The organism is Endozoicomonas sp. 4G, assembly GCF_023822025.1.
Taxonomy (GTDB): Bacteria; Pseudomonadota; Gammaproteobacteria; order Pseudomonadales; family Endozoicomonadaceae; genus Endozoicomonas_A.
Window position 1 is genome coordinate 4,290,291 of the sequence record NZ_CP082909.1, and the last position, 22,391, is coordinate 4,312,681.

Below are 22,391 nucleotides of genomic sequence, written 5' to 3' on the forward strand. Positions count from 1 at the left end.
AGGCTGCACTGGAGCAGCCTCGCAACTATTCGCTACAACTCGCTACTACTCGCTACTAAACGACAATAGCCGTCAAAATTTCCAATCAGACTTTAATTTGACCGGCGTTTTTTCTGAATGGTGCTACATTTACGTTTTTTAGGGTTCTCTTTTCCTCCTAACCCGTTCCACATTTTTTTTGCAGTTTATGGAAGTGTTCATGAGATCTTTCCTTAAATGCTCTGTAGTCCCTGATGGTTATTCCAAAGAACAGCACGAACGCTATTCAAGATTACGATTACAGATTCTGTTCGGGGCTTTCCTTTCTTATTCGGCCTATTACCTGGTTCGGAAAAACTTTGTCATGGTCATGCCCGACCTGATTGCAGAAGGCTATAGCAAATCCGAACTCGGCATAGCTTTATCAGCCCTGGCCCTCAGTTATGGCATCAGCAACCTGGCCATGGGTTACCTGGCCGACCGGATTGATGTCCGCAAGCTGATGCCCCTGTGCCTGGTGGGTTCGGCGGTGATTTCTCTGTTTCTTGGCTTTTCGCCGGTGCTTCAGCTGCCACTGATTATTATCGCAGTGACTCTGGCTCTTAATGGCTGTATACAGGGCTCAGGATGGCCGTGCAGTGCCAAATTGATTGCCCACTGGTTCGTCAGGCAAGAGCGTGGCACCGCCATGAGTATCTGGAATCTGTCGCATAATGTCGGCTGTGGCCTGCTGGGGCCCATTGCCATAATGGCAGTAACGCTCTTTGGTTGCTGGCAAAGCAAGCTCTACTTTCCGGCTTTTATCGCCATCATTGTTGCCATATTGGGTTATCTGCTTTTACGGGACAGACCTTCTCAGTGTCAGCTCCCCCCGCCTGCTCCGGAGTTGCCGGAAGAACTGGAGATAGAACAGCACAAAACCTCTTTTATCCGAACGCTTCAGCTGTTCAAACAGCATTGTCTAACCATGCCTCCGCTCTGGATTCTGGCCATCGTCAATGCCTGTGTTTATTTTATTCGTTACGGTGTTATTGACTGGGCCCCGGTCTACCTGACGGAAACCAAGGGCTTCAGCTTCAACGCTTCGAGCTGGGCTTTTTTTGCTTTTGAGTATGCCGCTATTCCCGGCACCCTGATTTGTGGCTACATGAGCGATAAACATTTCAAAGGCAAGCGCGCTCCCATGAATGCCCTGTTTATGGCATTGGTTCTCATTTCGGTCATTGCCTACTGGAACTCACCACCGGGCAACACCACTCATGCCGTTCTCTCACTGATCTCCACCGGCTTTTTAATCTACGGCCCGGTCATGCTGGTGCACGTTCATATCATTGATCTGGTACCTCTACCCTTTGCCGCCACGGCAGCCGGCTTCTGTGGACTTTTCGGGTATATCTTCGGAGCCACTTCTGCCAACCTGTTACTGGGGAAAGTACTCGACCTTTACGGCTGGGATGCCTGCTTCCAATTGTTAGCCGGTGCCAGCTTTCTGGCCCTGCTATTGCTCTTACTCCTCTGGCTATGGGAAAACAGGCACCCTGACCCTACCACTGAGTTCAGCCCGACCACACCCCAGGCCATGACCCTCTCTTCCTCAAAATAGAAAACTGACGAACGCCAAGGCTTTAGGTACACTTATGGGTTAACGCGCAATCAGACCCAGCAAGGATTTCATGCGTAACGACTATACAGCTGAAGCCATTGAGGTACTCAGTGGCCTGGACCCGGTTCGCAAACGTCCGGGCATGTACACCGACACGACCCGGCCCAACCACCTGGCCCAGGAAATCATCGACAACAGTGTCGACGAAGCACTGGCCGGGTTTGCCAGCAAAATCAAGGTTGTCCTGCACAAGGACAACTCGCTGGAAGTCACTGATGATGGCCGGGGTATGCCTACGGATATTCATCCGGAACACGGAATCACCGGCATCGAACTGATCCTGACCCGGCTGCACGCCGGTGGTAAATTCTCTAACAAGAACTATCAGTTCTCCGGTGGTCTGCACGGTGTCGGTGTGTCCGTTGTCAACGCACTGTCGACACGTCTTGAAGTCACCGTGCGCAGAGAGGCAAAAGTCTCTTTGATCACTTTCAGGGATGGCTACAAAGATCAGGATCTACACGAGATCGACACCTGTGGCCGCCGCAATACTGGTACAACCGTTCGTTTTTGGCCCGATGCCAGCTACTTTGATTCAGCCAAATTCTCAGTCACCAAACTCAAGCACGTACTGCGGGCCAAAGCCGTGCTCTGCCCCGGCCTGAGCATCGAGTTTGTCGATCACCACACTGGTGATAGCGAGGAGTGGCTCTACGAAGATGGCCTGACCGACTACCTGAAAGGTTCGATCCGGGGCTACGAAACCCTGCCACAGGAACCCTTCACAGGTTCACTGCAAGGTGAAAAAGAAGCAGTCGACTGGGCCGTGCAATGGCTTCCTGAAGGCGGGGAACTGCTGACCGAAAGTTACGTCAACCTGATTCCCACCCCCCTGGGCGGAACGCACGTCAATGGTTTAAGAACCGGCTTGCTGGAAGCGATGCGCGAATTCTGTGAATTCCGCAACCTTTTACCCAAAAGTGTCAAACTGAGCCCGGACGATATCTGGGAAAACTGCTCCTATGTTCTCTCAGCTAAACTGGCTGATCCCCAGTTCTCAGGTCAAACCAAAGAACGCCTGTCTTCAAGAGAGTGCGCTGCCTTTATTTCCGGCGTTGCCAAAGATGCCTTCAGTCTCTGGCTGAACCAGCACCATGCAGAAGGTGAGCTGCTGGCAGAACTGTGCATCAACAACGCCCAGAAGCGGATGCGCAAGTCTAAAAAAGTGGCCCGAAAAAAAGTCACCCAGGGACCCGCCCTGCCCGGCAAGCTGGCAGACTGCTCAAGCCAGGACTTGAACTACACCGAATTATTCCTGGTAGAAGGTGACTCTGCCGGAGGCTCTGCCAAACAGGCACGGGATCGTGAATACCAGGCGATTCTGCCACTGCGCGGTAAAATCCTGAACACTTGGGAAGTGGATTCCAGCGAAGTACTGGCGTCTCGTGAGATTCATGATATTTCCGTCGCCCTGGGCGTTGACCCGGGTTCAGACCAACTCGACGGACTGCGCTACGGCAAAATCTGCATTCTGGCCGATGCCGACTCCGATGGCCTGCACATTGCCACCCTGCTCTGTGCTTTGTTCGTGCAACACTTCCGACCCCTGGTAGAGCAGGGACATATCTACGTCGCCATGCCTCCCCTTTACCGGGTCGATGTCGCCAAAGAAGTTTACTACGCTCTCGATGAAGCTGAAAAAGAAGGTGTTCTGGAGCGAATCAGGGCCGAAAAGAAACGCGGCAAAGTCAACGTGCAGCGCTTCAAGGGTCTGGGTGAAATGAATCCGCTGCAACTTCGTGAAACCACCATGTCTGCCGACACTCGTCGTTTGGTTCAGTTAACGCTGGAAGACTTTGAGCTTACCCGTGAAGAGATGGATATGCTGTTGGCTAAAAAACGGGCTGGCGATCGTAAGAGCTGGCTGGAGGCTAAAGGGGATTTGGTGGAGATTTCTTGAGGTTGGTGAACCTTTTCTCAATCGCCTGCAAAGACGTATTGCGGTGGGTAAAATAACACCAGACGATGTAGCCATCTACTTTTGCCGTCGAGCAGGCTCAAAGGCGGAGCTAGAACCGCTTAAGCTGAATGAGTACAGCAGGGAATCGCGATATAGCTCAACCAGCTATGTGCTCATGGCCAAAAGCATGGCATATTTTTCCGAGTGCGTAACATGAACACATCAATAATGCGATAACTTTTCATTTCCTCAAACACCAGAAATGATCATAACTCGCGATAAACCTCGCAATCACAAAACTGTAAAAAAAATGCAACAAAAATAGCATCTTTTTTTTTTAGACTGCTTAATTACTTTGCCATGTCAATAAAATCATTAAATCATGGGATTAGATTATGAATTCAAAATCAGCTTTGATTGTTCCACTGTCTATTCTGTTGGGTGGTTGCCCCCTTGATGATGACAATCCTGTAACTAATCTCGACAACGATACAGCAGAGCTATCAACCACACTGAAAACTAATCGAAGTTACGATGACATTGCCGATGCAGCTGTCTGGGTCAGCGAAGAAAATAATGATCACAACTTATTGGTTGTTACTCTAGAAGGCGATGGTCTGGCCGCCTTTGATGCACAAGGGCAGGAAGTGTTTTACGAAGAAGGCATTAAAACTCTTGGTGCCGATATTCGTTACAACATCATAGACAGCAATAATAACCATATTGATTTGCTGGCTGTAGGTTTGCCAGATGATGAAGCTATAGGCTTCTATCACATTGAAAACTCTTCTGACAACCGATTAATTAAGCTTAATGAAATAGAGACAGGGTTTGCTGCTGAGTCTATTTGCCTTTATCAAAACATCACCACTAAAGATCTGACGGCAACGCTGGTTTCTGAGGAAGGCAAGGCTCGCCAATACAAACTGAAATATGACGGAACAAGTATAAAAAGTGTCCTTGAAGACGAGCAAGGCAACCCCAAGCATGTCCGTGAGTTCTCTGTAGGTGGAGAGTTGAGTGCCTGTGTTGTCGATGACGAAACCTCTACGCTTTATATTGCCGAAAAGGATATTGGTATCTGGGCGTACGGAGCAGATGTTGAGAACGTAAAAGAGCGGCGTCTGGTCGATAGCGTAGAGCCACTGGGTAATCTGGGCGAAATTGAAGGTTTGGAACTGGCTTACAGCACCGATGGCAATGGCTATCTGGTAGTGGCTGATGAAATAAAAGGACTGGCTCTCTATCAACGCAATAACACAAACGACTATGTTACTTCATTTACTATTAACGGCATTGATGAGACTAAAGCGCTGGCAATAGCACCAGATGCTTTCTGGGTAGCCAATACCGAAGCGGACGCCCCTGTTTATGAAAAGCTGCTGACTTCCAGTCTGACAGATTTCCTTTACTCTAAAAATATCAGATTCCCAACTCTGGTCAGTCACCGCGAGCTCAGCGTTGAAGGGGTAGCCCTGGTAAAAACCAGTGGAGAAACTGTTGCTGTTGATGATGATGGCGATGCAGCTGATGACCCTGCTTTCTGGCTAAACCCTGACGAACCCAGTAAAAGTTTAATTCTTGCCACAAACAAACAAGCGGGACTCATGGCTTACAACCTGAATGGTGAAGAGTTGCAGTTTCTGAATCAAGATCAAAACGGGAATGACATCGAACCCAATAATATTGATCTTAGAAATAATATTCGTCTTGAAAGTGGCGAGACTATTTCTCTGGCCGCAGCTTCTAACCGCAAGAATAACACCATTGCACTTTATAAAATTCAGGCTGCAGATGGACAAGACCCGATAGTTCCCATTACGGTAGTGGGTCCTTCCGCACATTCTGAGGTACCAGAGCTGGCCTCCAACCTGAGCGAAGTTTATGGCCTCTGTATGTATGCCCACAATGGTAATGCTTATGTTTTTGTGAATGGTAAAGACGGCAAAGTAGAGCAGTGGGAGTTAACTTCCGTTGCTGAAGGGTTTGAAGGTGAAATAGTTCGCACTTTATCCGTGAATAGCCAGCCAGAGGGCTGTGTGGTCGATGACGAAACTGACACTTTGTATCTCGGCGAAGAAAACTACGGCATCTGGGCTTTCGATGCTCAGCCAAATGCCGGAACTGAAGCCACAGAGTTGGCCCGCATTGACAATAAAACCCTGACTGCTGACGTAGAAGGTTTGACGCTCTTCAATAATGGCTTTGTTAAATATCTGATTGCTTCCAGCCAGGGAAGTAATAGTTATACCATTTATGATTTGAACAATAACAATGAGGTAGTGGGAACTTTTGCTCTTATCGGTGACGACAGCAAAGGGCTGGATGGAGCAAGTGATACAGATGGTATTGATGTGATCGCTGCCGATCTGGGGGAAAACTATCCGGAAGGATTATTTATCGCCCAAGATTGGTACAACATTGATAAAAACTACGAAAATGAAAACCAGAACTTTAAACTAGCAAGCTGGAAGTCCATTATGGATGCGATTCAGAATTAACTAAAAGACTGTAAATTGGACTGTATCTCTTCCTTAATTCAAACATAATCAATGAGCCGTCTCACTGTGTAAAGGTAGTTGTCCCCCCCACTGACTAACCAATTGAATCAAAACAGTGGGCGGTGGACGATTAAGTGAGCCTCGATACTCAGGTAGGCACATACAGCTCGGCTTGCAACTCACTATTGACGGGTAAAATAGCTAGCAATTGTCGTCCAGAATCAACCCAGCCGCCTTTACGTACCAACAAGCTGGAAAAGAGACACTATAGCGAGATCGAGCTGCTCTCGAAGCTGCCCTTCTAAACTCCCGTCTGCCAACAGCCTGTCGGACCTGATACGAAGTAATGGCATTCCTGCCTGAATAGCATCACCCTCTTTTATATACACTTCTTCAACTGTTCCATTTTGAACACCTGAAATGCGACTTAAACCAGCAGAGGGCTGTAAAAAGCCTGATACCGTTTCAGAGCGAGTATAGCTGCTAAAAACCAAGAACAGGATGAGTGCTAACAGAACAGTACAAACCAGAAATACAAGACAAAGGTGAGATAATGAATTAATAATCAGAACATGACCATTTGATACAGCACTCTGACTCTCAAGACATTCTTTGCGAAATAAACCACTGTCTGACATACTTCAATCCATGTGCCCGATAATATTTTTTTACAGCCTATTGTCAAAAAAAAATAATGCAAGTACTCTATGTATTTCATTAGGAGGTTGTCGTACAGTCGTACAGAGTTATATTTGAAGGGTTGAGCTATGAAAGAACTTAGTCAGAAAGAAGTCAGGGAAGTTAGTGGTGGACGCCCTTTCATTGTGAGCTACGCATTGGGAGTTGTAGCAACTGCTGGCACCCATGCACTCATAAAATATATGATAAGGTAATTTATGACAAGTCAATCAATGATAGCTTTGGGATTTTCCGCAGGTGTTATTAGCTACCTATTAGCCTTAACCCTGCTGTTTTAAGAGACAGCCGTTTAAAGGTTTTTGGAGATGAAAGTTGCTGGCAACTATTACGCCAGTACAACTTTGCTTCTCAGGAAGATTAGCCATGAAAAAAATGTTTTTATTTCAACGCTTCTTATCAGCCGTAGGTGCATACTCTATTTCGATCCTACTACTTCATTACCTTGACTTTCTTCCGTCAAGTAGTATTGGTGATTTAGCAATCATGGGGGTGGTTATATCATTTTTATATGTATTATTTGAAGTTGTTACAGTAGAACCATTGCTTCTGAAGAGTAATTTTAAGAAATCAAGTTGAGGTGTCTTCCTCTGTCAGAAACTGTAAAAACCAACAAATTTAAGTTAAGCTCTGACAGTCGCGGTGCAACTCGTTGCCTTTGTTTATGGGTGGCTTGGTAGTTCTATCAACTTTTTTATTCTTTCATGGGAAGTTTAGCCGTTCTCCCTCTAACTCGATGAAATGAAACGATTCCTGTGAATAAAATGAAATATAAACATCAGCCTCTATCTATATTTATAACATTATTCATATCTACAGCATTTACAACACTCCTAAGCATTATTTTTAATATCAGCGACATTGGCTTATTGTTAGTATTAAACAGCTTACTTTCTAGCACTATTGCCATTGAGTTAAACGACAAAATTAATATAAAAATAAAGAATAAAAACTAACATAAAACGACAGTGTACGGTGGATAACAAAAAAATATAGCTAACTCTAACATACAAGACACCACAGGAAATTTAGCTTGCATGAAGGGGGTTCTACCGTTGCCATGACTTAAATTTATTGTCTTGATAGCGGAATGCACCTCACTCTGACTCTCAAGACATTCTTTGCGAAATAAACCACTGTCTGACATGCTGCAATCCATGGGCTCGACAATATTTTTTACAACCTATTGACAAACACCGCAGTTGGCGTACAGAGTTGTATTTGAAGGATTGAGCTATGAAAGAACTTAGTAAGAAAACCACACAATGAGGTAAGTCATGAAAATAATAGATCTATTGACTAATATTCTGCGTCAACATTATCTATCATTGCTTTTCATTGCCGGTAGCATTTTTGGTCATTGGATTGTTTACTCAGCCATAACTTAAACAGAGGTGGAAAAATAAAAGGCGGTCTACACTGGGAAGTCGCTTGCACTTATTGCTTGAGTCCAGCGCTGTTGAGCTTATTTTAAAACCCAAAAACCACCTTAAGTAACTTCTGATCGTTATACGACCATGCACCCCAGTACTGCTCCTTTCCCTCACCACACCCAACTGTGCTGCGATGTTCCTCTGGGAAATCATGATTCCACCAGACGGGTGAATCAGCATTCATGTCTATTTTATTTTCCATAGCACACATGAAACCTTTGTTGCGCCACTTAAAATCAGAGAATACTTTTACCTGAACCTCTTTATACCTTCCACCTTTGCATCCTGGCAGTACTAATACGGTATTTTGTTTTACAGCTGAATTGCCCAGAATGGCATATCCTTCCAGGTCAAGACGATAGGGCCAAACATCGTACCAGCGCAGTTTTTCTGAAGTTATGTCCCATACGGGAAGGAAATTGATAACCCGTTTTGGATTTCCAAGCTTGATATCTCTTCTTCCATTGACAACAACATAATACTCATTCTCAAATTTCTTCAAAAGCATTCTTGGAACCGCCTTACGACCACATTCGTACTGCCATTTTTTATCAGGCATCAAGCCACAATAATCAATCACACCAGTAATGATTTTATTCAATGAAAGTTTATCACCAACAGATTCCTTGCCAGTTCTGATGCCACCCACAATCTGTAACAGTTGCTTTGTTGTCATTTGACCTAACAGAGAGTGTTTGGCATGTGCTAATAAAATCTTGTTTCCCTTCTGTATTTTTTGTATTCCTTTGTTCTCTAAGAAAGCCTTTTTATTTATAAAATTAATAGCTGCTTTTTTACTGTTGAGCGAGCAAACCTGATAATCCACAACTCTATAATCTTTATCGAGGCCGCACAATATCTTCAGTATATCCTTATTTAATCCTGTGTAATCATTTAAATTAAGGCAAGGATTCCCTATGCCATCACTATCAGATTTCTGCATGGGTTCCTGCTTGGGTTCCTGCTTGGGTTCCTGCTTGGGTTCCTTCATGGATTCCTTCATGGATTCCTTCATGGATTCCTTCATGGATTCCTTCATGGATTCCTTCATGGATTCCTTCATGGATTCCTTCGTGGGTTCCTTCGTGGGTTCCTTCGTGGGTTCCTTCATGGGTTCCTTCATAGGTTCCTTCATGGATTCCTTCATGGATTCCTTCATGGGTTCCTTCATGGGTTCCTTCATGGGTTCCTTCATGGGCTCCTTCATGGCTTCCTGCATGGTTTCCCGCACCCAGGAACTTCCTAATTGATAGCCTATAAGAGCTGAAGTAACTACCAAAAAACTTCTATACCATATCCTGGTAATCGGTTCATACAGACACCGTGCTGAGTTTTTTAGTTTAGGTTTACGCTTGGATTTTTTCCGGGCCAACTTATCATGTTCATCTAATCGATGGCTAACATTCTTAATTGGTTCTTTTAAATTTTTCGAGGCTTCATTATGGGCTCCAAGGTTTTTTTTATGTAGTTGCTTATATTGTGAAACTTCATTTTGAAGCCTTTCATTATCTGCCTGCAAATAGATATTCCTGATATTTGATGCTTCCAACTTTTGTTTAATATTTATTACTTGAAGATCAAGCTGACTGATTTTTTCTTTATAACCATCAATAGCCTTACTCTTATCTTTATCTTGTTCTTGCTTTATTTTTAGTTGTTGTTCCAGACTTTTTAGTGCCTCATCAAGATTTACATTTTTTTCCTCATAGCTTTTAGTCAGCTTATTTAAAGATACTATTTTTTCACTCATTTCCTTATGAATAGACCGCCTGCCAGCTATCTCTTTATCTTTCCTAGCCAGTTTCTTCTCAAACTCATGAGATAACTGATTTTGTTGCTCTTCCTTTTTAGCAAGGCTGATTTCATTAGCTTTTAAAGAATCCAAAAATTTTCGTTCCGAAAGCATTAACTTTTGTTCTTTATCATTTAATTCATGGGTCAGTTCATCAATGCGTTTACTCATCACTTCAACTCTGGCTGAATTGAAATGAGCACTCCTGTGAGTTGGCTGTAATGGTAATTCACCTGACTGTCGATCTATGTCGTCTAACAGCATACTGAATAAATAATTCTGTGGAAAAACCGATTTCAAATAGAGGGCACGATGCCAATGTTTACCCTGCTTCCTAATAGAGGTCTTGCGAACAGTCGCATCAAAGCTTAACCCTCTGATGATGCTTTCATAAATAACCAGTTCCTCTGACCGGAAAGTCGCTTTTGACCCACTAATCGCCATAGCGACATCCAGACTTGGGAGGTAGGCGTTTATAGACCCGTCATCAACTGTAAAATCAAACACATACAAGTTATAGGTTTCAGGATCAGGCCTCTGCCCAGGGAAAGAAAACAACATTTTCGGATGGAAGTCTGATACTTTAAAACCAACCAGGTTTGTGTCCAGCCACTGCTTTAAATCATCTACGTTGTCGTACGCCAGAAGAACATCAATATCATCCGTCACAGGCTCGTTATTCTTGAATTTAGGCTGATATCCAAACATGTATTTAGTTATGAATGCTCTTACAGACTCTCCTCCATACAGGCAGCTACTCGTTTTTTTCTCGACACAAAAGGCTTTGATAACACTCTTGAGTTCATCACGCAGATCAATAATAGTCTGAGCAAACTGGTCGTATTTATCAAAGCTATCAACGACGTGATTAAACATATCTTGCGTCATGGGTACAACATACTCATCATCAGTACTACGACTGTGATCAGAAAAAGCAGGAAGACCTGTGTCACTTATGGGGTGATTGATATAACGAGCAAGACGCTTACTTACAACCATTGACCAGCCTTCATTGTGCTGACGACCTTCAACAGGCAAAATCTGCAGCATACCCGCACGGCTCAGTTTGCAAATTAAGTCGAAGGCACCCTGAAGACCGGCTTCGGGTGACTGCCCCACACTCAATCCACTGTTTAAAAAAAACTGCTTTGTTGCCTGCCATAGTAGACTCTCCGGTGAGGCGACGGGGGACAAACGGGATTTTTCAGAAAATGGGGAACCTGCACCTTTGTCTTTATCTTTTTCATCTTCTGCCCCCTCGTCCTTATCCGCCCCGAACCCCTCTGACTCCTTTTCGTCACGTTTGTTGGGAGTGACGCTTTCTCCGCTGCTGGAAAAACTATTTTCCGCTGCGGGTGCATCCATCATATACGACTGTGGATTAACATCAGCAGAATAACCCTGCATGGTCTTCCGGCCAGAACCATGCTGACTGTCGGACTGGCAGGCAGGAACCACAGGGGTCAGTCCTTGCAAGTCTACTTCTTGATAGCACTGAAACACCAAAGCCTTCACTGGTTCAGACATTAAATAAGCCGACCAATACCAATTCAGAAACAACCGACTGAACTCAGTTATAGTCTTTGCAGTGCTGACCGCCAGAAGCCGATGAGTCAGCCAGGATGGCACCGTCAGTGCAATTTGCAACCCAGGCTCATTTGCTTGCTCTGGAGCAATAAGCTGGACAGTTAAACAAGCAGTGGTGCTTCCTTCTTTCGGTTCGCTCCAGACAACCTGCTGATACCGCTCAACATTGAGGTCATTGAATTTTTTTATCCAGAAAATACCCTGATTACTCCCCACCTGGTAAGTGCTGGTTGTGTTGTCACTGTTTGGCAGAATGACCGAGAATACCCTTGCCGCTGCATCCTGTTGCACAACCTGCAGTTTCGCTTTTCCATCACGACTTTTCACCACCGATTGACCGGGTTCGAGCTGCTTATTAAGCTCGGTAACATAGGCCACAAGGCTGTGCAGACTGGCAAAATTATCGTGCCGTATCCGATAGTTTGGATCAACTTCTGCCAGAGTCAGGTAGCCAAGCACCGGATTCAAGGTGCCAGCCTCAGCAGTGGCGGAATCGGGCATTCTCAGAGGGTTCCACTGCGAACCGGAAAGCACAAGCCACGATGCCCATTGCCGGAAAGCATCAATCAAGAGAAAACGGTGCAGCAAACCAGCCGAAATGCCGTAAACCTGCAAAAGAGGGTAGATAAACGGACGACAGGGTACGGTAGACCCCTGACAAGCTAACGCTGATAAGACGATTGCAGACGATACCGCCAGCTGCACAGCCGCCGCTACCCCCACATCTTCAACGTTCAACGGAAAACTGACAGAGACACCAGGAACAGACAATTGTGCACAATAAGATGAGCCATCTGGAATGGTATCACTGGACACATCAGTAGAATACCCACAGAACACGGCCAGGAATAGCCAGACCAACCACAAAAAAGGTATACCCGTTTTTATACTCAACAGCTTCCACCCAATGATCCATTGAAAGATACCCAATATAGACACTGGAAAACTGTCGTCTTTAGGATGGTCCTGCCGCGGTTACACTTTTTGTTGGGTTTGCGGCTGGAGAGTTACCTTGCGTGAGTGAAATTTTCAGTATGGTAGGCTTGAGAATTTGAAATTCTCTCTCTGTCTTCAATGAATTCTCCTTCATCATTAAGGAACATATCTGTTTCATATAAATCGTACCAAACATCAGTTCCACGGGGACATCCATCGTATAATTTTTGGAGCTTAGTCGCTTCATCCGGTGAAAAGCCCTGAGCAGATATTGCCATTACTGGAAGTAAATTATTAAATCTTGCTAAATGAGCCAGTTCAAGAGCATTGCTATTGGCCCATGTTATAGGCTTACGCAATAACTCAGCATTATAAAAAGGCACTAGATCTATAGCTAAATCTTCGTTATTTGTTTTAATAGACAACACTAGAGGTGTATTATTTCCAAAATGCCTTGGTAAGGTTTTATGGTTTGGCGTAATTAACAATTCATGGTTGGTTTTTTTAAGATGATTAAATATAGCTTTTGATACCCTTTTATCTCTAGCCGCTATAGCAGCAGTAAATGGAGTGTTTTCAAAAGGCGTTGAGTCACATTGCAGCAATAAAGATTCTATACCTTCTTTTTCTAAAAGCAGTTCAATAAATTCTATTCGTTCGTTTTCAAAAGTGTTCTCAGCTTGGCTTTTGGGAGCGTTTGTAATATCAACAATCACCTTAAACAATACGTTTGGCCTAAAAGCATCACCTTTATACGCAAATGGATCTCCTCCTTCTTGGAATAGTTTTAATGCTTTACTCCAATCAATGGACTGATCTGAAAGTACTTCCATAAGCTCCTGTGTTTCTAATTTTTTTCCGCTTTCCAGACTGACGATGAAAGACCTTTCTAGTTCATTAAGAATAGGTGTGTATTTAAATTCCAGAGGGTAAGGAGACACTCTTTTCATTGCTCGAAAAGATCTTTTACTTAATTTCCCAGCATTCCCTTTATGAATGGGATTTCTTTTGTCAAAGTACCAACTCCTACACATTGATTCGTCATGACAAGATGGAATCATAGCACTACCTCATATCAATCAAAATTACTTGATACTTGGATTCCTTATGTTTGGTGTAGTTCCCAAGTTATCTTATTAGTTAGTGATTCTAACGGCCATTGATAGAGGGAACCCGTCAATTACATTGAAACCGTGTACATCAGTCGATTAATATCGATCTTTATCTCCATTCCTTATGGCATCTGAAAAGACACCTGAACTTGCGTAATGAAAAACAAAAATAAGGAAAAGAAAAAAAGCGCATATCCCCCCCCCCTGATAACGCTATACAGAACAAACAACTCTAGCACCAAAGCTGGAAAACACCTAACGAGCCTGTAAAAAAACCAAAAAAAAGCCGCAAAATTTGCAGCTCCTTTTATTAGCGAGTTCTGATCTAAAGGCTCACGGTTAATTTATCATTTTCCCACTCTGGATTATTAGCAGTCTGAGAACCGTTCAAAACACTGCAGGCGCTTCGACGGGGCAAGATGTTCACACCAACACCGACCAGAGTCGTTTCAGCGTTTCTTTTTGATCTTCTTCACCCGCTGTAACAGTTTCTCGCTGCCATAACCATGGATTTTTTTGAGATTGTGCAAAACGCACATCAATTGCCACGGGGCATTGAGCTTGGGGCCCAGTCCTTTGGAATTTTTTATTATGTGCGTCTTGATGATACGAGCATTCACTTTGAGAACCAAGTATCGTACCACTTTAAAATAAGATAGACACCATGTTCGGTAATTATTCTCCCTGGGTATAGATAGTTCATAAATGCAACTAAGGAATTTCTATCAACAGAGCTGAATATTTTTTTTAATTTTTTTTGAGCCTCTTTGCTTAGCACATCTATTGAATAATCACTTTTTGTATCAAATAACACTTTGCTCAATTTCAGCCCATTACTTTCCGTTTTTTCTAGCTTGTCAAGCATTCTTTTTTTATTTGCATGACTAAATAAAGAAAGGTGACTAATTGCTGTTTGAACTGAAGTGCTTGAGGGTACTCCAGATGGGCCTGGTTGTTCACAATCAGCATTATAACCTTGTCCCAATGGATAAAGTGTTTCACCATTACTATTAAGTAATGACACGTCAATGCCTGCTCTATCAGTGAATGAATCTAGAACGGTAAAGCTCCCTAAGTTTGTCGAAATAGTTAATGCAGAATCTTCATTATAAAAGCAATCAATTATTTCCGAGACACCTAAATCATTTACTGAAAGAGTGATTTCTTGTGTAGATGAGTGTGCATTTGAACCTTGAAAAACGATTTTCTCCTTATCATAAGAAATTAGAAAAATCATGCATAAACATGATGGCGAGTAACATATAGAAAAAATAAGTATAGGTAAGATGTTTTTCATAACCACTCTGTTTAACTTTGCAATTAAAGGGTAGCTTTATAATTAGCAAATATTAGTGGCTGCTGCACATAATAGATAGGACAGAGCCTCCTCTCACACCACCGGCCGTGCGTAAAAGGCAGCATAAAAACCGGTTTTTGGGACAACTATCTTGAAAAACACCGGGATAGAGAACTTTGCGAGTTTGGTTAAAGCTCAAGGAGTTAATTATGCGTAAAAGTATCCTAACTTTAGCAATAGTTTTTGTTATAAAATCCCAAGGTATCGAAATATTTCTTAAGGATGGAAATATTTTCATAAAAAATGCTAATTCGGAGAAAGTTGTTACTCCCAAAGACTTGCGTTTAGAGTCAATAACAAATCTAACTATTAATGATTATTTTTATAATCCAAGACATGGATCTACTACATATATCAAAATCTCAACAGACAATGAATACAAGATTATTTTTCAAGTTAATGAAGAGGGGGTTATTTCCGAAGGGTATCAATATTCTTCTTCCGAAAAAAATACAACTTCTTCTATAGCAGAGCACAATGTTTTTTCTGGTGCATGTAGGCATCCATCTAATAGGAAAGAAGAGACACTTTCACTTAGTACGAGAGATCGATATAAAAAAGTAAGGACCATCAAAGCAACGACTTTCACTTGCTCTTGTTGTCAAAAAAAGAAAACTAGCAGAAATTCATTTAAAGCAGATGAAGAGATTATATGTAATGCATGTTATGGAGAAAAAATCAGTAAAGAGTGATTACTATTATTTTTGCAACATAACGCCTCCACGTGGGGCGCCGTAGGTGAACAGCCAGCTTGCTGACGACACCATGTGCATATTATTGCTGTTGATAGTAACCTCTTTACTTAATTTTTCCCTTCAACTGCACTTATTATCTGTTCTCTATCAGGTTTCCAGCACGCTTTTCTTGCCAGAACTCATTTCTGATTTCTTTGGACATGTTTTTACCAAGAAATACCCCCTGATGAATTACAAGCCCATCACAAATCAAATTCTCTTTATAGCTCAAGATAGCTGTTTTGATAATGCTATATTCTGGAACAAGATCTTCAATGGGTGTCGTAAGAGCGAGGACTTGATAGAATTTACCGTTATCAATATTTTTAAGAACGTATCCTTTTTGATACTTCTTGAGATAGACATATTTACCAAATAAACCTTGCTTTATGGTTTCCACAAAATCTACCCCTAAAGCATCTGATAATTCTTTTTCTATTTCATAGATTCTATCAAATAATTCTTCTCTTAACCCACCATATTCATTTACATCTTCTGGATATTGACCGTTATTTATTAAAGCCATAGCCAGCTTGTAATTTTCTATAAAACTATCCGAACAAGACTTCTGAACAAGCATACTTGAACCTTATATTATAAAAATATCAACACTCGCAATATTCTATCAAAGAAGAACTCATATTGCTTATCAAATGAAAAAACTATGGGTTTTGTATGAGCGTATAACGTCACGGCAGGGGCAGCTTACCCTGTTCACATTTTGCGCGAAAGAAAATGGAAGCGCAGCGACCCGCGCAAAATGTGCACAAGGTTTCCTATAAAGCATGTAGAAAGACCAGTCCTTACCTTACCCGATTTAGCACTACGTTAATTCGAATCTATCTGATTAACAAGCCTGAAGGCTCCATTTCTGAATGTATTAGATACTCGATCAGAACGATCAAAACCATATTTCATCAAATGGTACATCAATGAGATTATCGAATTGCCTATACAGAAAAAAGTATCAATATCATTTTTACACAAGCTGTGATCAAAAGTTGAAGGATCATTCATCCAAAGCTTGTTTCTATAAAGCAACTCGTGTGAGTAATTTCCACTCTGATAAGGATACCAAGCACCATGACTGTGTTGATAATTAACTTTATTTCTAATCTTAGATAACCAGTTGCCTCTCTGAGATCCAGACTTAGAAATCAAATCTTTAAGTTTGATCAATAAATCCATTGTTTTATCTTTTTGCGTGGAGAGTCCATTGGTAAAATCTGGGATCATCTGAATAAGATTTGCAAGTAAATCGCTAAAAGAAGACCAAGTGTCTGCATGCGAGTCTTTCAACTTACCAAACGACAACTCTTGTTTTCTTTTGCAAAATTTCGTGAAATAAAAGCCATTTTCAATGTTAGTTGCACCATTATGCTGATTGGTAGCCATAGCGATATCTAAAACGGCTTCCATATGATCACTTTCAAATTGTGAACAAGCTTTTCCAAACAATCTTAGTATCGCGTGTATAGCAAAAAAACTTGCATAATACATTTGAATTAGTGGCCATGATATATTCTTCGGTAGAGCAGCATCTTGCTTAATTACAGAAACAGATTCTATAGATGACTGAGCAAACCGGTTGCAGTCATTTGCTAAAGATGCGTATAAGAAATCTGTATCTCTGACCAATAAATTAAATTTACATGACACTAAACTCCTGGCTTTAGAGGTCTTTAAAGATAACTTATCTTTAACAAGGTATCTACCGTTTGCAACCCACGCCTTTAGGTCAGATTCAGTTGCTATCGTGGATTCAAAAATTTCACTGTGACAAAGCTGATAAAGAATCCGTATTTCAGGTGACATACTACAAGGTAAACTCCATTTTCAGAGAATCTTCCAAGTGATCCACAATCGGTTTGTATGCATTAGTTGGTTTCTCTAGTTTTGAAACTTTAACCCTAGCACCAACAGTTTCAGTGAATTCATAGAAGTTATCTGTGCTATAGATTGCACCAAACCTATCTTTCACTTTTGCAGTCAAGATTGGGAAAAAGCCAGAAAGAGCCTTAAAAACAGTAGTGTTATATAATTGTTCTTGAATATTGTTTGGAATGAAAATTCCTTCATTACACGCTATCAAATATGAATTATAAATTTCATATATTTCATCAGGACTTTTCGAACCAAAGATCTTAATCAAAGGTTTTAATGCGGTATTAAAAACCGATCTGGTAATTTTACCTTTTAAACGTTTTGATGATGACAATTTATTATATAGCGCACTATCTGACTCTTTAGAAAATATATCAAAAAGATCTCTTAGATACTGCTCTTGATCACTTTCATACTCAGCCATTTTTTTAATATCAAGTAGCAACTCTGTAGGAACTCCACGCTGCTTTGAGTTTATATCAATAAACAGTCTGGATTCATCTTTTTTTGACAGGTTATCGTATACAACTACAGGTACTCTTAGTGCAGTACCTGCCATTTTAAAACCGTATACTCTATGTTGCCCATCAATAATAAAAAAGGCCTTAGGATTTTTTTCAAAACTGACCATTTTCTTTTTTGAGTCATACTTGAAGTCAGAGTCTTCTTGAGCAGAGAGAACAATTGCGCTAGGAATTGTACCTAAACCTGAGTCTATGTATCCGGCAATTTCTTTTGCTCTTTTTTTATCTAAAGTTCTTTGAAAACCTTCATCAGGGTCTTCATCTCTGTTAATTACATAACACGTAGTTGCCAAAACGTCGGTTGGCATTGTAAATGAGTAAAAGCGATGTTCACCTTGCTTAACAAGGCTAACGCTGCCGAAGCTTTCTCGTTCAGACATGTTCTTTCCTGTAGTCGAATTGGCCGGACATTGTAACAAATTATGCAGTAAAAATTAAATTTTGTATGTGCTTGATAAGTAGTGCTAACCGGGATAAGGCAGAGTCTCACAACTCTGCTCCCCCCACAACACAAGCCATACAGATCATGTAGCACGGCGTTTCAGATCTACTCTGCATTCATGTTGCTGCTAACGCCTGAGTGCGGGGCTTGTTTATTGCAACTTGACTAAAAATGGCTGGCATGGAGTACCTTGGTGATACTTCATTTGCCAGCCTTTCTCTGATAAAAACCAGATTGATCAACACATGAGACACCCACAGGACTTGAAGCCAAATCATGCCAAACAGTTTCTGACTTACCTTGCCGTTCAGTTTCGGATCCAGACACCAACGCAAAACCAGACATTGAACGCGATAAAATTTTTATACACACAAGTCTCAGGTAGACCTTTCAGGGATGTCAGCAATCAGGTCAGGGCAAAGAAGGGCATAAAGCAAAATATGACAGGCACGCTACCGCTCAACTGCCACACAGCTGAAAAGCACTTACCCCTTCTCTCAATAGCGTCCTGCTTGTCTGAAATTAGCAAGATTGTGCCAGTATTCTCGATTCAAGGGTAGGTATTAATGCTACCTCAGCAGGAGCAGGGCAATCTCTTTTGGTACTAAGCATGAACGACTCGCCTCTAAAGGAACGAGTAGTTCACAGCGCCATCGGAACCCCTTCCTGAAATCAGCTTTTGCCCTGCGGGCGGGATTAATCCTGAAAATTATGTTAATTATCTAACATAGCCTAATGTCCAGTGTGTGGGCGGTTCCTGAATAGACGACGAGGATTAAACATGAGGCAACAGAGTCAACTGGCACTGCTGGGCAAAAGACGCTTTTTGCCTTTTTTTCTGGCTCAGTTCCTGGGTGCCTTTAACGACAATATCTATAAGAACTCGCTATTACTGATGGCAGCCTTCGCCGCAGTAGAAAGCCTGCCGTTTAACTCAGATATGTTTATCAATCTGGCGGCTGGCCTGTTTATTCTTCCCTTCTTTCTTTTTTCCAGTACCGCTGGGCAAATCTGCGATAAATATGAAAAATCGATGATTATCCGTCGGGTCAAATTGCTGGAAACGGTCACCATGGCTGTCGCTTCCGGCTTTATTATTACCGAGAACTATCTGGTTTTGCTGGTTCTGCTGTTCCTGATGGGGACTCAAAGTGCTTTTTTCGGGCCAGTTAAATACGCCATTATTCCCCAGCACCTCAATGAACATGAACTGATAGGCGGCAATGCTCTGGTAGAGATGGGTACTTTTGTTGCCATACTGGCGGGTACGCTGGGTGCAGGTATTTTGATTGAGCAGCCCGATGCTCATATCCTGGTAGCCATTTCTGTCGTTTTCTTTGCCATCCTCGGTTACCTGGCTTCTCGATTTATACCCCGGGCTAAGGCAGCTGCTCCCGATCTGAAAATAAACTGGAACCCCTTTCAGCAGAGTCTGGTCATGATCCGTCAAACCCGATCAAACGACAGCGTTCATAAATCCATTATTGCTATTTCCTGGTTCTGGGCCCTGGGAGCTGCTTACCTGACGCAGCTTCCCAACCTGGCCAGCGAGACTCTCAAAGGCAGCCCACAGGTAGTCAGTACTATGCTGGCGATGTTTATTATTGGCGTCGCTGTCGGCTCACTGTTGTGTGGACGACTTTCCAAAGGTCATGTTGAGCCGGGTATTGTACCCATCGGAGCCGTGGGTCTGAGCCTGTTTGGAATCGATTTATATTTTGCTGTCACGCCTGCTACAACTAGCCACTTGCTGAGCATTAATGCCTTTGTGGAAAACAGTGACAACCTGAGGGTATTGCTGGATCTGGGTATGATTGGCTTGTTCAGCGGCCTGTTTATTGTTCCCCTGTATGCCATAGTTCAGCAGAGAACACCTGAAAACCGTCGTGCACAGGCGATTGCCGCCCTGAATGTTCAGAACTCACTTTATATGGTACTCAGCGCCCTGTTTGGCATGGTATTTCTAGGTGTGCTGGAGCTGTCTATTGAACAGTTTTTCCTGACACTCGGTGTCGTTAATTTGTTGGTCTGTGCTTTTATTTTCAGGCGAGTGCCGGAGTTTATAGAGCGTTTTGTTGCTCGCTTTGTTAAGAAAGTCGCCAACTAAATTCCAGTACCTGTTTCTGGAAAGTGCGTATGGAAAGTGCGTATGGAAAGTGCGTAGCGAGGACAACCATACGTTGGTATCCAGATAAATTTCATTGGCTTCAGTCCCCCAGATCCTTGGCCTGCATGTCAGGCTGAGGCTCGCGCTCAAACTCAACAGCTTTTTCATCAACCATCTGGAAGAATGAGTCCCAGTCACCCTCTATAGGGGTGATCAAAATAGATTCACCACGCTTGGAGATCCTGACACGCTTTGTGCCCTCTGGCAGCTCAAATTCTTTCGGGATTCTGACTGCCTGTGAGCGATTGTTTCTGAATACACTGGTTTCCATGTTAAGCCCTGTATATACAATTTGTATATCCCAAACAGTAGACTATGACAGCAGGTAGATCAATACGTTCAGAAAAGTTGCCATCAACAGCTTTGGGTCACTGGCGCTCTTGCCGCTCAAGGTTCCGGTAAAAATTTTCATGGGAGCCAAAGGAGATCAGTTCCAGTACCAGCTCGCCGTCGTCAAAGTAATAAGCCAGCAGGGTTAATTGTTTTGTCATCTTGAATTTATAAACCCGGAGGTGGCTCAGGACGCCTTTCTTCTTATCGCCAATATCGGGATTGTCGGCTATGGCTTTGATGGCTGTATCAAGATCCGCTTTCTGGTTAGGCTTGAGTTTTTTCACGGCTCTTGCAAACCGGACTGTCTGGAGTATCGTCTTTGCTTTAGCCAAAACGATACTCCGAGACCAGACCCTGTTTGCGCTCTTCTTCGGCTTCCAGAATATCTTCAATGAAAGTAATGGGCAGATCAGGGTTTTCTTTGGCCACCTTGCCAAGGCTGGCCCAGTATTCCACCTGTTTTGCCGCCGAGCGTTTTTTGACCTTGCCAACAAGGGTTGCAGCGGTCACCAGTTCTTCATCCAGTCGTAAGGGTCTGCTTGACATGTTTCAAATCCTATTTTTTGTTTCATACTGCTACAAATATAGTTATGTGTGTCATGCCTGTCAAAAGCCCTGACCATTTCTTTTCATCCCCCCTACCCCCCTGCATAATACCCGCACACCCATTACTAACCTCTTTTACATGACCTTTATCGCACCTCCCTGCCAGGAACCTTTAACGGAGCTGTACCGTGACGATGAACTGGTGGTGGTTGTTAAACCAGCGGGACTGTTAAGCGTCCCCGGTCGTCCACCCAACGATCACGACAGTGCCCATGCCCGGTTGCTTGCCATTGAACCAGAAACCAGAGTTGTCCACAGGCTTGATATGTCCACATCCGGACTGATGGTATTTGGCTTGAATGCCGCCAGCCACCGGGAACTGAGCCGACAGTTTCAGGATCGGGAGGTGAAAAAAGGGTATATTGCCGAAGTCTGGGGAACGCCGGAACAGGCGTCTGGAGACGTTTGCCTGCCGTTAATCTGCGACTGGCCTAATCGTCCAAAACAGAGGGTGGATCATGAGCTGGGCAAAAAGGCACTGACCCGTTATCGCCTCATGATGGGAAATGGCCCTCACGGCAGGGTCTGGCTGGAACCTGTAACAGGCCGCTCTCATCAACTCAGGGTTCACATGGCTGAACTGGGACACCCTATTCTCGGCTGTGAGTTTTATGCCCATGATAAAGCCAGGGCGGCGTCTGAACGTTTGCACCTGCACGCCAGCCTGCTGATCTTCAAACACCCTGCCACTGGTGAAACCATGAAGTTTGAGAGCCAGCCTCCTTTCTGAAGGCTGGTGACATTG

At 43.1% G+C, this 22,391-nt stretch carries 17 protein-coding genes; 7 read left to right on the plus strand and 10 right to left on the minus strand.

Annotated features, from left to right (window positions below):
- Positions 1-199 precede the first annotated feature (199 nt).
- The 3 genes from K7B67_RS16815 to K7B67_RS16825 all read left to right on the plus strand — a co-directional run bounded on the left by K7B67_RS16815 (position 200) and on the right by K7B67_RS16825 (position 6,043).
- Positions 200-1,582 carry an MFS transporter gene (locus K7B67_RS16815; RefSeq protein WP_252177033.1) on the plus strand — a complete coding sequence of 461 codons (1,383 nt, stop codon included), beginning with the start codon at positions 200-202 and terminating at the stop codon, positions 1,580-1,582.
- Between the two features lie 70 nt (positions 1,583-1,652).
- Complete coding sequence (gene parE / locus K7B67_RS16820) at positions 1,653-3,542, plus strand: DNA topoisomerase IV subunit B (RefSeq protein WP_252177034.1); 1,890 nt, start codon at positions 1,653-1,655, stop codon at positions 3,540-3,542.
- 395 nt (positions 3,543-3,937) lie between these two features.
- Entirely contained in the window at positions 3,938-6,043 is a 2,106-nt protein-coding gene (locus K7B67_RS16825; RefSeq protein WP_252177035.1) for a phytase, read from the plus strand.
- A 236-nt stretch (positions 6,044-6,279) separates the two neighbouring features.
- Here K7B67_RS16825 and K7B67_RS16830 read toward each other — a convergent pair whose 3' ends face one another.
- A complete protein-coding gene (locus K7B67_RS16830; protein ID WP_252177036.1) occupies positions 6,280-6,681 on the minus strand; it encodes a hypothetical protein in 402 nt (133 codons plus the stop codon).
- A 424-nt stretch (positions 6,682-7,105) separates the two neighbouring features.
- On the opposite strand from K7B67_RS16830, the gene K7B67_RS16835 reads away from it, so the two are divergent.
- A complete protein-coding gene (locus K7B67_RS16835; protein ID WP_252177037.1) occupies positions 7,106-7,318 on the plus strand; it encodes a hypothetical protein in 213 nt (70 codons plus the stop codon).
- An 891-nt stretch (positions 7,319-8,209) separates the two neighbouring features.
- Here K7B67_RS16835 and K7B67_RS16840 read toward each other — a convergent pair.
- From K7B67_RS16840 to K7B67_RS16850, 3 genes are all read right to left on the minus strand, one after another.
- A complete protein-coding gene (locus K7B67_RS16840; protein WP_252177038.1) occupies positions 8,210-12,445 on the minus strand; it encodes a hypothetical protein in 4,236 nt (1,411 codons plus the stop codon).
- A 113-nt stretch (positions 12,446-12,558) separates the two neighbouring features.
- Complete coding sequence (locus K7B67_RS16845) at positions 12,559-13,548, minus strand: hypothetical protein (RefSeq protein ID WP_252177039.1); 990 nt, start codon at positions 13,546-13,548, stop codon at positions 12,559-12,561.
- Between the two features lie 667 nt (positions 13,549-14,215).
- Positions 14,216-14,836: a hypothetical protein gene (locus tag K7B67_RS16850; protein ID WP_252177040.1), complete on the minus strand. Its 621-nt coding sequence runs from the start codon at positions 14,834-14,836 to the stop codon at positions 14,216-14,218.
- A 269-nt stretch (positions 14,837-15,105) separates the two neighbouring features.
- Between K7B67_RS16850 and K7B67_RS16855 the strand changes: the two genes are divergently transcribed.
- On the plus strand, positions 15,106-15,648 hold the full coding sequence (locus tag K7B67_RS16855) for a hypothetical protein (RefSeq protein WP_252177041.1): 543 nt from the start codon (positions 15,106-15,108) through the stop codon (positions 15,646-15,648).
- Between the two features lie 136 nt (positions 15,649-15,784).
- Here the strand turns inward: K7B67_RS16855 and K7B67_RS16860 are convergent, their stop codons facing one another.
- The 3 genes from K7B67_RS16860 to K7B67_RS16870 form a co-directional block, all read right to left on the minus strand.
- Entirely contained in the window at positions 15,785-16,270 is a 486-nt protein-coding gene (locus tag K7B67_RS16860; protein ID WP_252177042.1) for a hypothetical protein, read from the minus strand.
- Positions 16,271-16,518: 248 nt separating this feature from the next.
- The gene (locus tag K7B67_RS16865) at positions 16,519-17,505 is read right to left on the minus strand and encodes a hypothetical protein (protein ID WP_252177043.1); all 987 of its coding nucleotides are present in this window, start codon (positions 17,503-17,505) and stop codon (positions 16,519-16,521) included.
- A 1-nt stretch (position 17,506) separates the two neighbouring features.
- Positions 17,507-18,478, minus strand: coding sequence for a DGQHR domain-containing protein (locus tag K7B67_RS16870; RefSeq protein ID WP_252177044.1), 972 nt, complete (start codon positions 18,476-18,478; stop codon positions 17,507-17,509).
- Positions 18,479-19,321: 843 nt separating this feature from the next.
- Here K7B67_RS16870 and K7B67_RS16875 point away from each other — a divergent pair.
- Positions 19,322-20,647, plus strand: a complete 1,326-nt coding sequence (locus K7B67_RS16875) for an MFS transporter (RefSeq protein ID WP_252177045.1) — start codon at positions 19,322-19,324, stop codon at positions 20,645-20,647.
- 100 nt (positions 20,648-20,747) lie between these two features.
- Here K7B67_RS16875 and vapB read toward each other — a convergent pair whose 3' ends face one another.
- From vapB to K7B67_RS16890, 3 genes are all read right to left on the minus strand, one after another.
- Positions 20,748-20,978 carry a type II toxin-antitoxin system VapB family antitoxin gene (gene vapB, locus K7B67_RS16880; RefSeq protein ID WP_252177046.1) on the minus strand — a complete coding sequence of 77 codons (231 nt, stop codon included), beginning with the start codon at positions 20,976-20,978 and terminating at the stop codon, positions 20,748-20,750.
- A 97-nt stretch (positions 20,979-21,075) separates the two neighbouring features.
- The gene (locus K7B67_RS16885; protein ID WP_252177047.1) at positions 21,076-21,372 is read right to left on the minus strand and encodes a type II toxin-antitoxin system RelE/ParE family toxin; all 297 of its coding nucleotides are present in this window, start codon (positions 21,370-21,372) and stop codon (positions 21,076-21,078) included.
- A complete protein-coding gene (locus tag K7B67_RS16890; RefSeq protein WP_252177048.1) occupies positions 21,365-21,586 on the minus strand; it encodes a ParD-like family protein in 222 nt (73 codons plus the stop codon). The genes K7B67_RS16885 and K7B67_RS16890 overlap by 8 nt, the downstream gene beginning before the upstream one ends.
- 139 nt (positions 21,587-21,725) lie before the next feature.
- Between K7B67_RS16890 and K7B67_RS16895 the strand changes: the two genes are divergently transcribed.
- A complete protein-coding gene (locus K7B67_RS16895) occupies positions 21,726-22,376 on the plus strand; it encodes a pseudouridine synthase (RefSeq protein ID WP_252177049.1) in 651 nt (216 codons plus the stop codon).
- Positions 22,377-22,391: the final 15 nt, after the last annotated feature.

Excerpts from the sequence above, each read along its gene's own strand:
- K7B67_RS16870 (WP_252177044.1), bottom strand. The coding sequence starts at position 18,478 with ATGTCTGAACGAGAAAGCTTCGGCAGCGTTAGCCTTGTTAAGCAAGGT.
- K7B67_RS16890 (WP_252177048.1), bottom strand. The coding sequence starts at position 21,586 with ATGTCAAGCAGACCCTTACGACTGGATGAAGAACTGGTGACCGCTGCA.
- K7B67_RS16865 (WP_252177043.1), bottom strand. The coding sequence starts at position 17,505 with ATGTCACCTGAAATACGGATTCTTTATCAGCTTTGTCACAGTGAAATT.
- K7B67_RS16815 (WP_252177033.1), top strand. The coding sequence starts at position 200 with ATGAGATCTTTCCTTAAATGCTCTGTAGTCCCTGATGGTTATTCCAAA.
- K7B67_RS16875 (WP_252177045.1), top strand. The coding sequence starts at position 19,322 with ATGAGGCAACAGAGTCAACTGGCACTGCTGGGCAAAAGACGCTTTTTG.
- K7B67_RS16825 (WP_252177035.1), top strand. The coding sequence starts at position 3,938 with ATGAATTCAAAATCAGCTTTGATTGTTCCACTGTCTATTCTGTTGGGT.
- parE (WP_252177034.1), top strand. The coding sequence starts at position 1,653 with ATGCGTAACGACTATACAGCTGAAGCCATTGAGGTACTCAGTGGCCTG.
- vapB (WP_252177046.1), bottom strand. The coding sequence starts at position 20,978 with ATGGAAACCAGTGTATTCAGAAACAATCGCTCACAGGCAGTCAGAATC.
- K7B67_RS16850 (WP_252177040.1), bottom strand. The coding sequence starts at position 14,836 with ATGATTTTTCTAATTTCTTATGATAAGGAGAAAATCGTTTTTCAAGGT.
- K7B67_RS16855 (WP_252177041.1), top strand. The coding sequence starts at position 15,106 with ATGCGTAAAAGTATCCTAACTTTAGCAATAGTTTTTGTTATAAAATCC.
- K7B67_RS16895 (WP_252177049.1), top strand. The coding sequence starts at position 21,726 with ATGACCTTTATCGCACCTCCCTGCCAGGAACCTTTAACGGAGCTGTAC.
- K7B67_RS16830 (WP_252177036.1), bottom strand. The coding sequence starts at position 6,681 with ATGTCAGACAGTGGTTTATTTCGCAAAGAATGTCTTGAGAGTCAGAGT.
- K7B67_RS16845 (WP_252177039.1), bottom strand. The coding sequence starts at position 13,548 with ATGATTCCATCTTGTCATGACGAATCAATGTGTAGGAGTTGGTACTTT.
- K7B67_RS16860 (WP_252177042.1), bottom strand. The coding sequence starts at position 16,270 with ATGCTTGTTCAGAAGTCTTGTTCGGATAGTTTTATAGAAAATTACAAG.
- K7B67_RS16835 (WP_252177037.1), top strand. The coding sequence starts at position 7,106 with ATGAAAAAAATGTTTTTATTTCAACGCTTCTTATCAGCCGTAGGTGCA.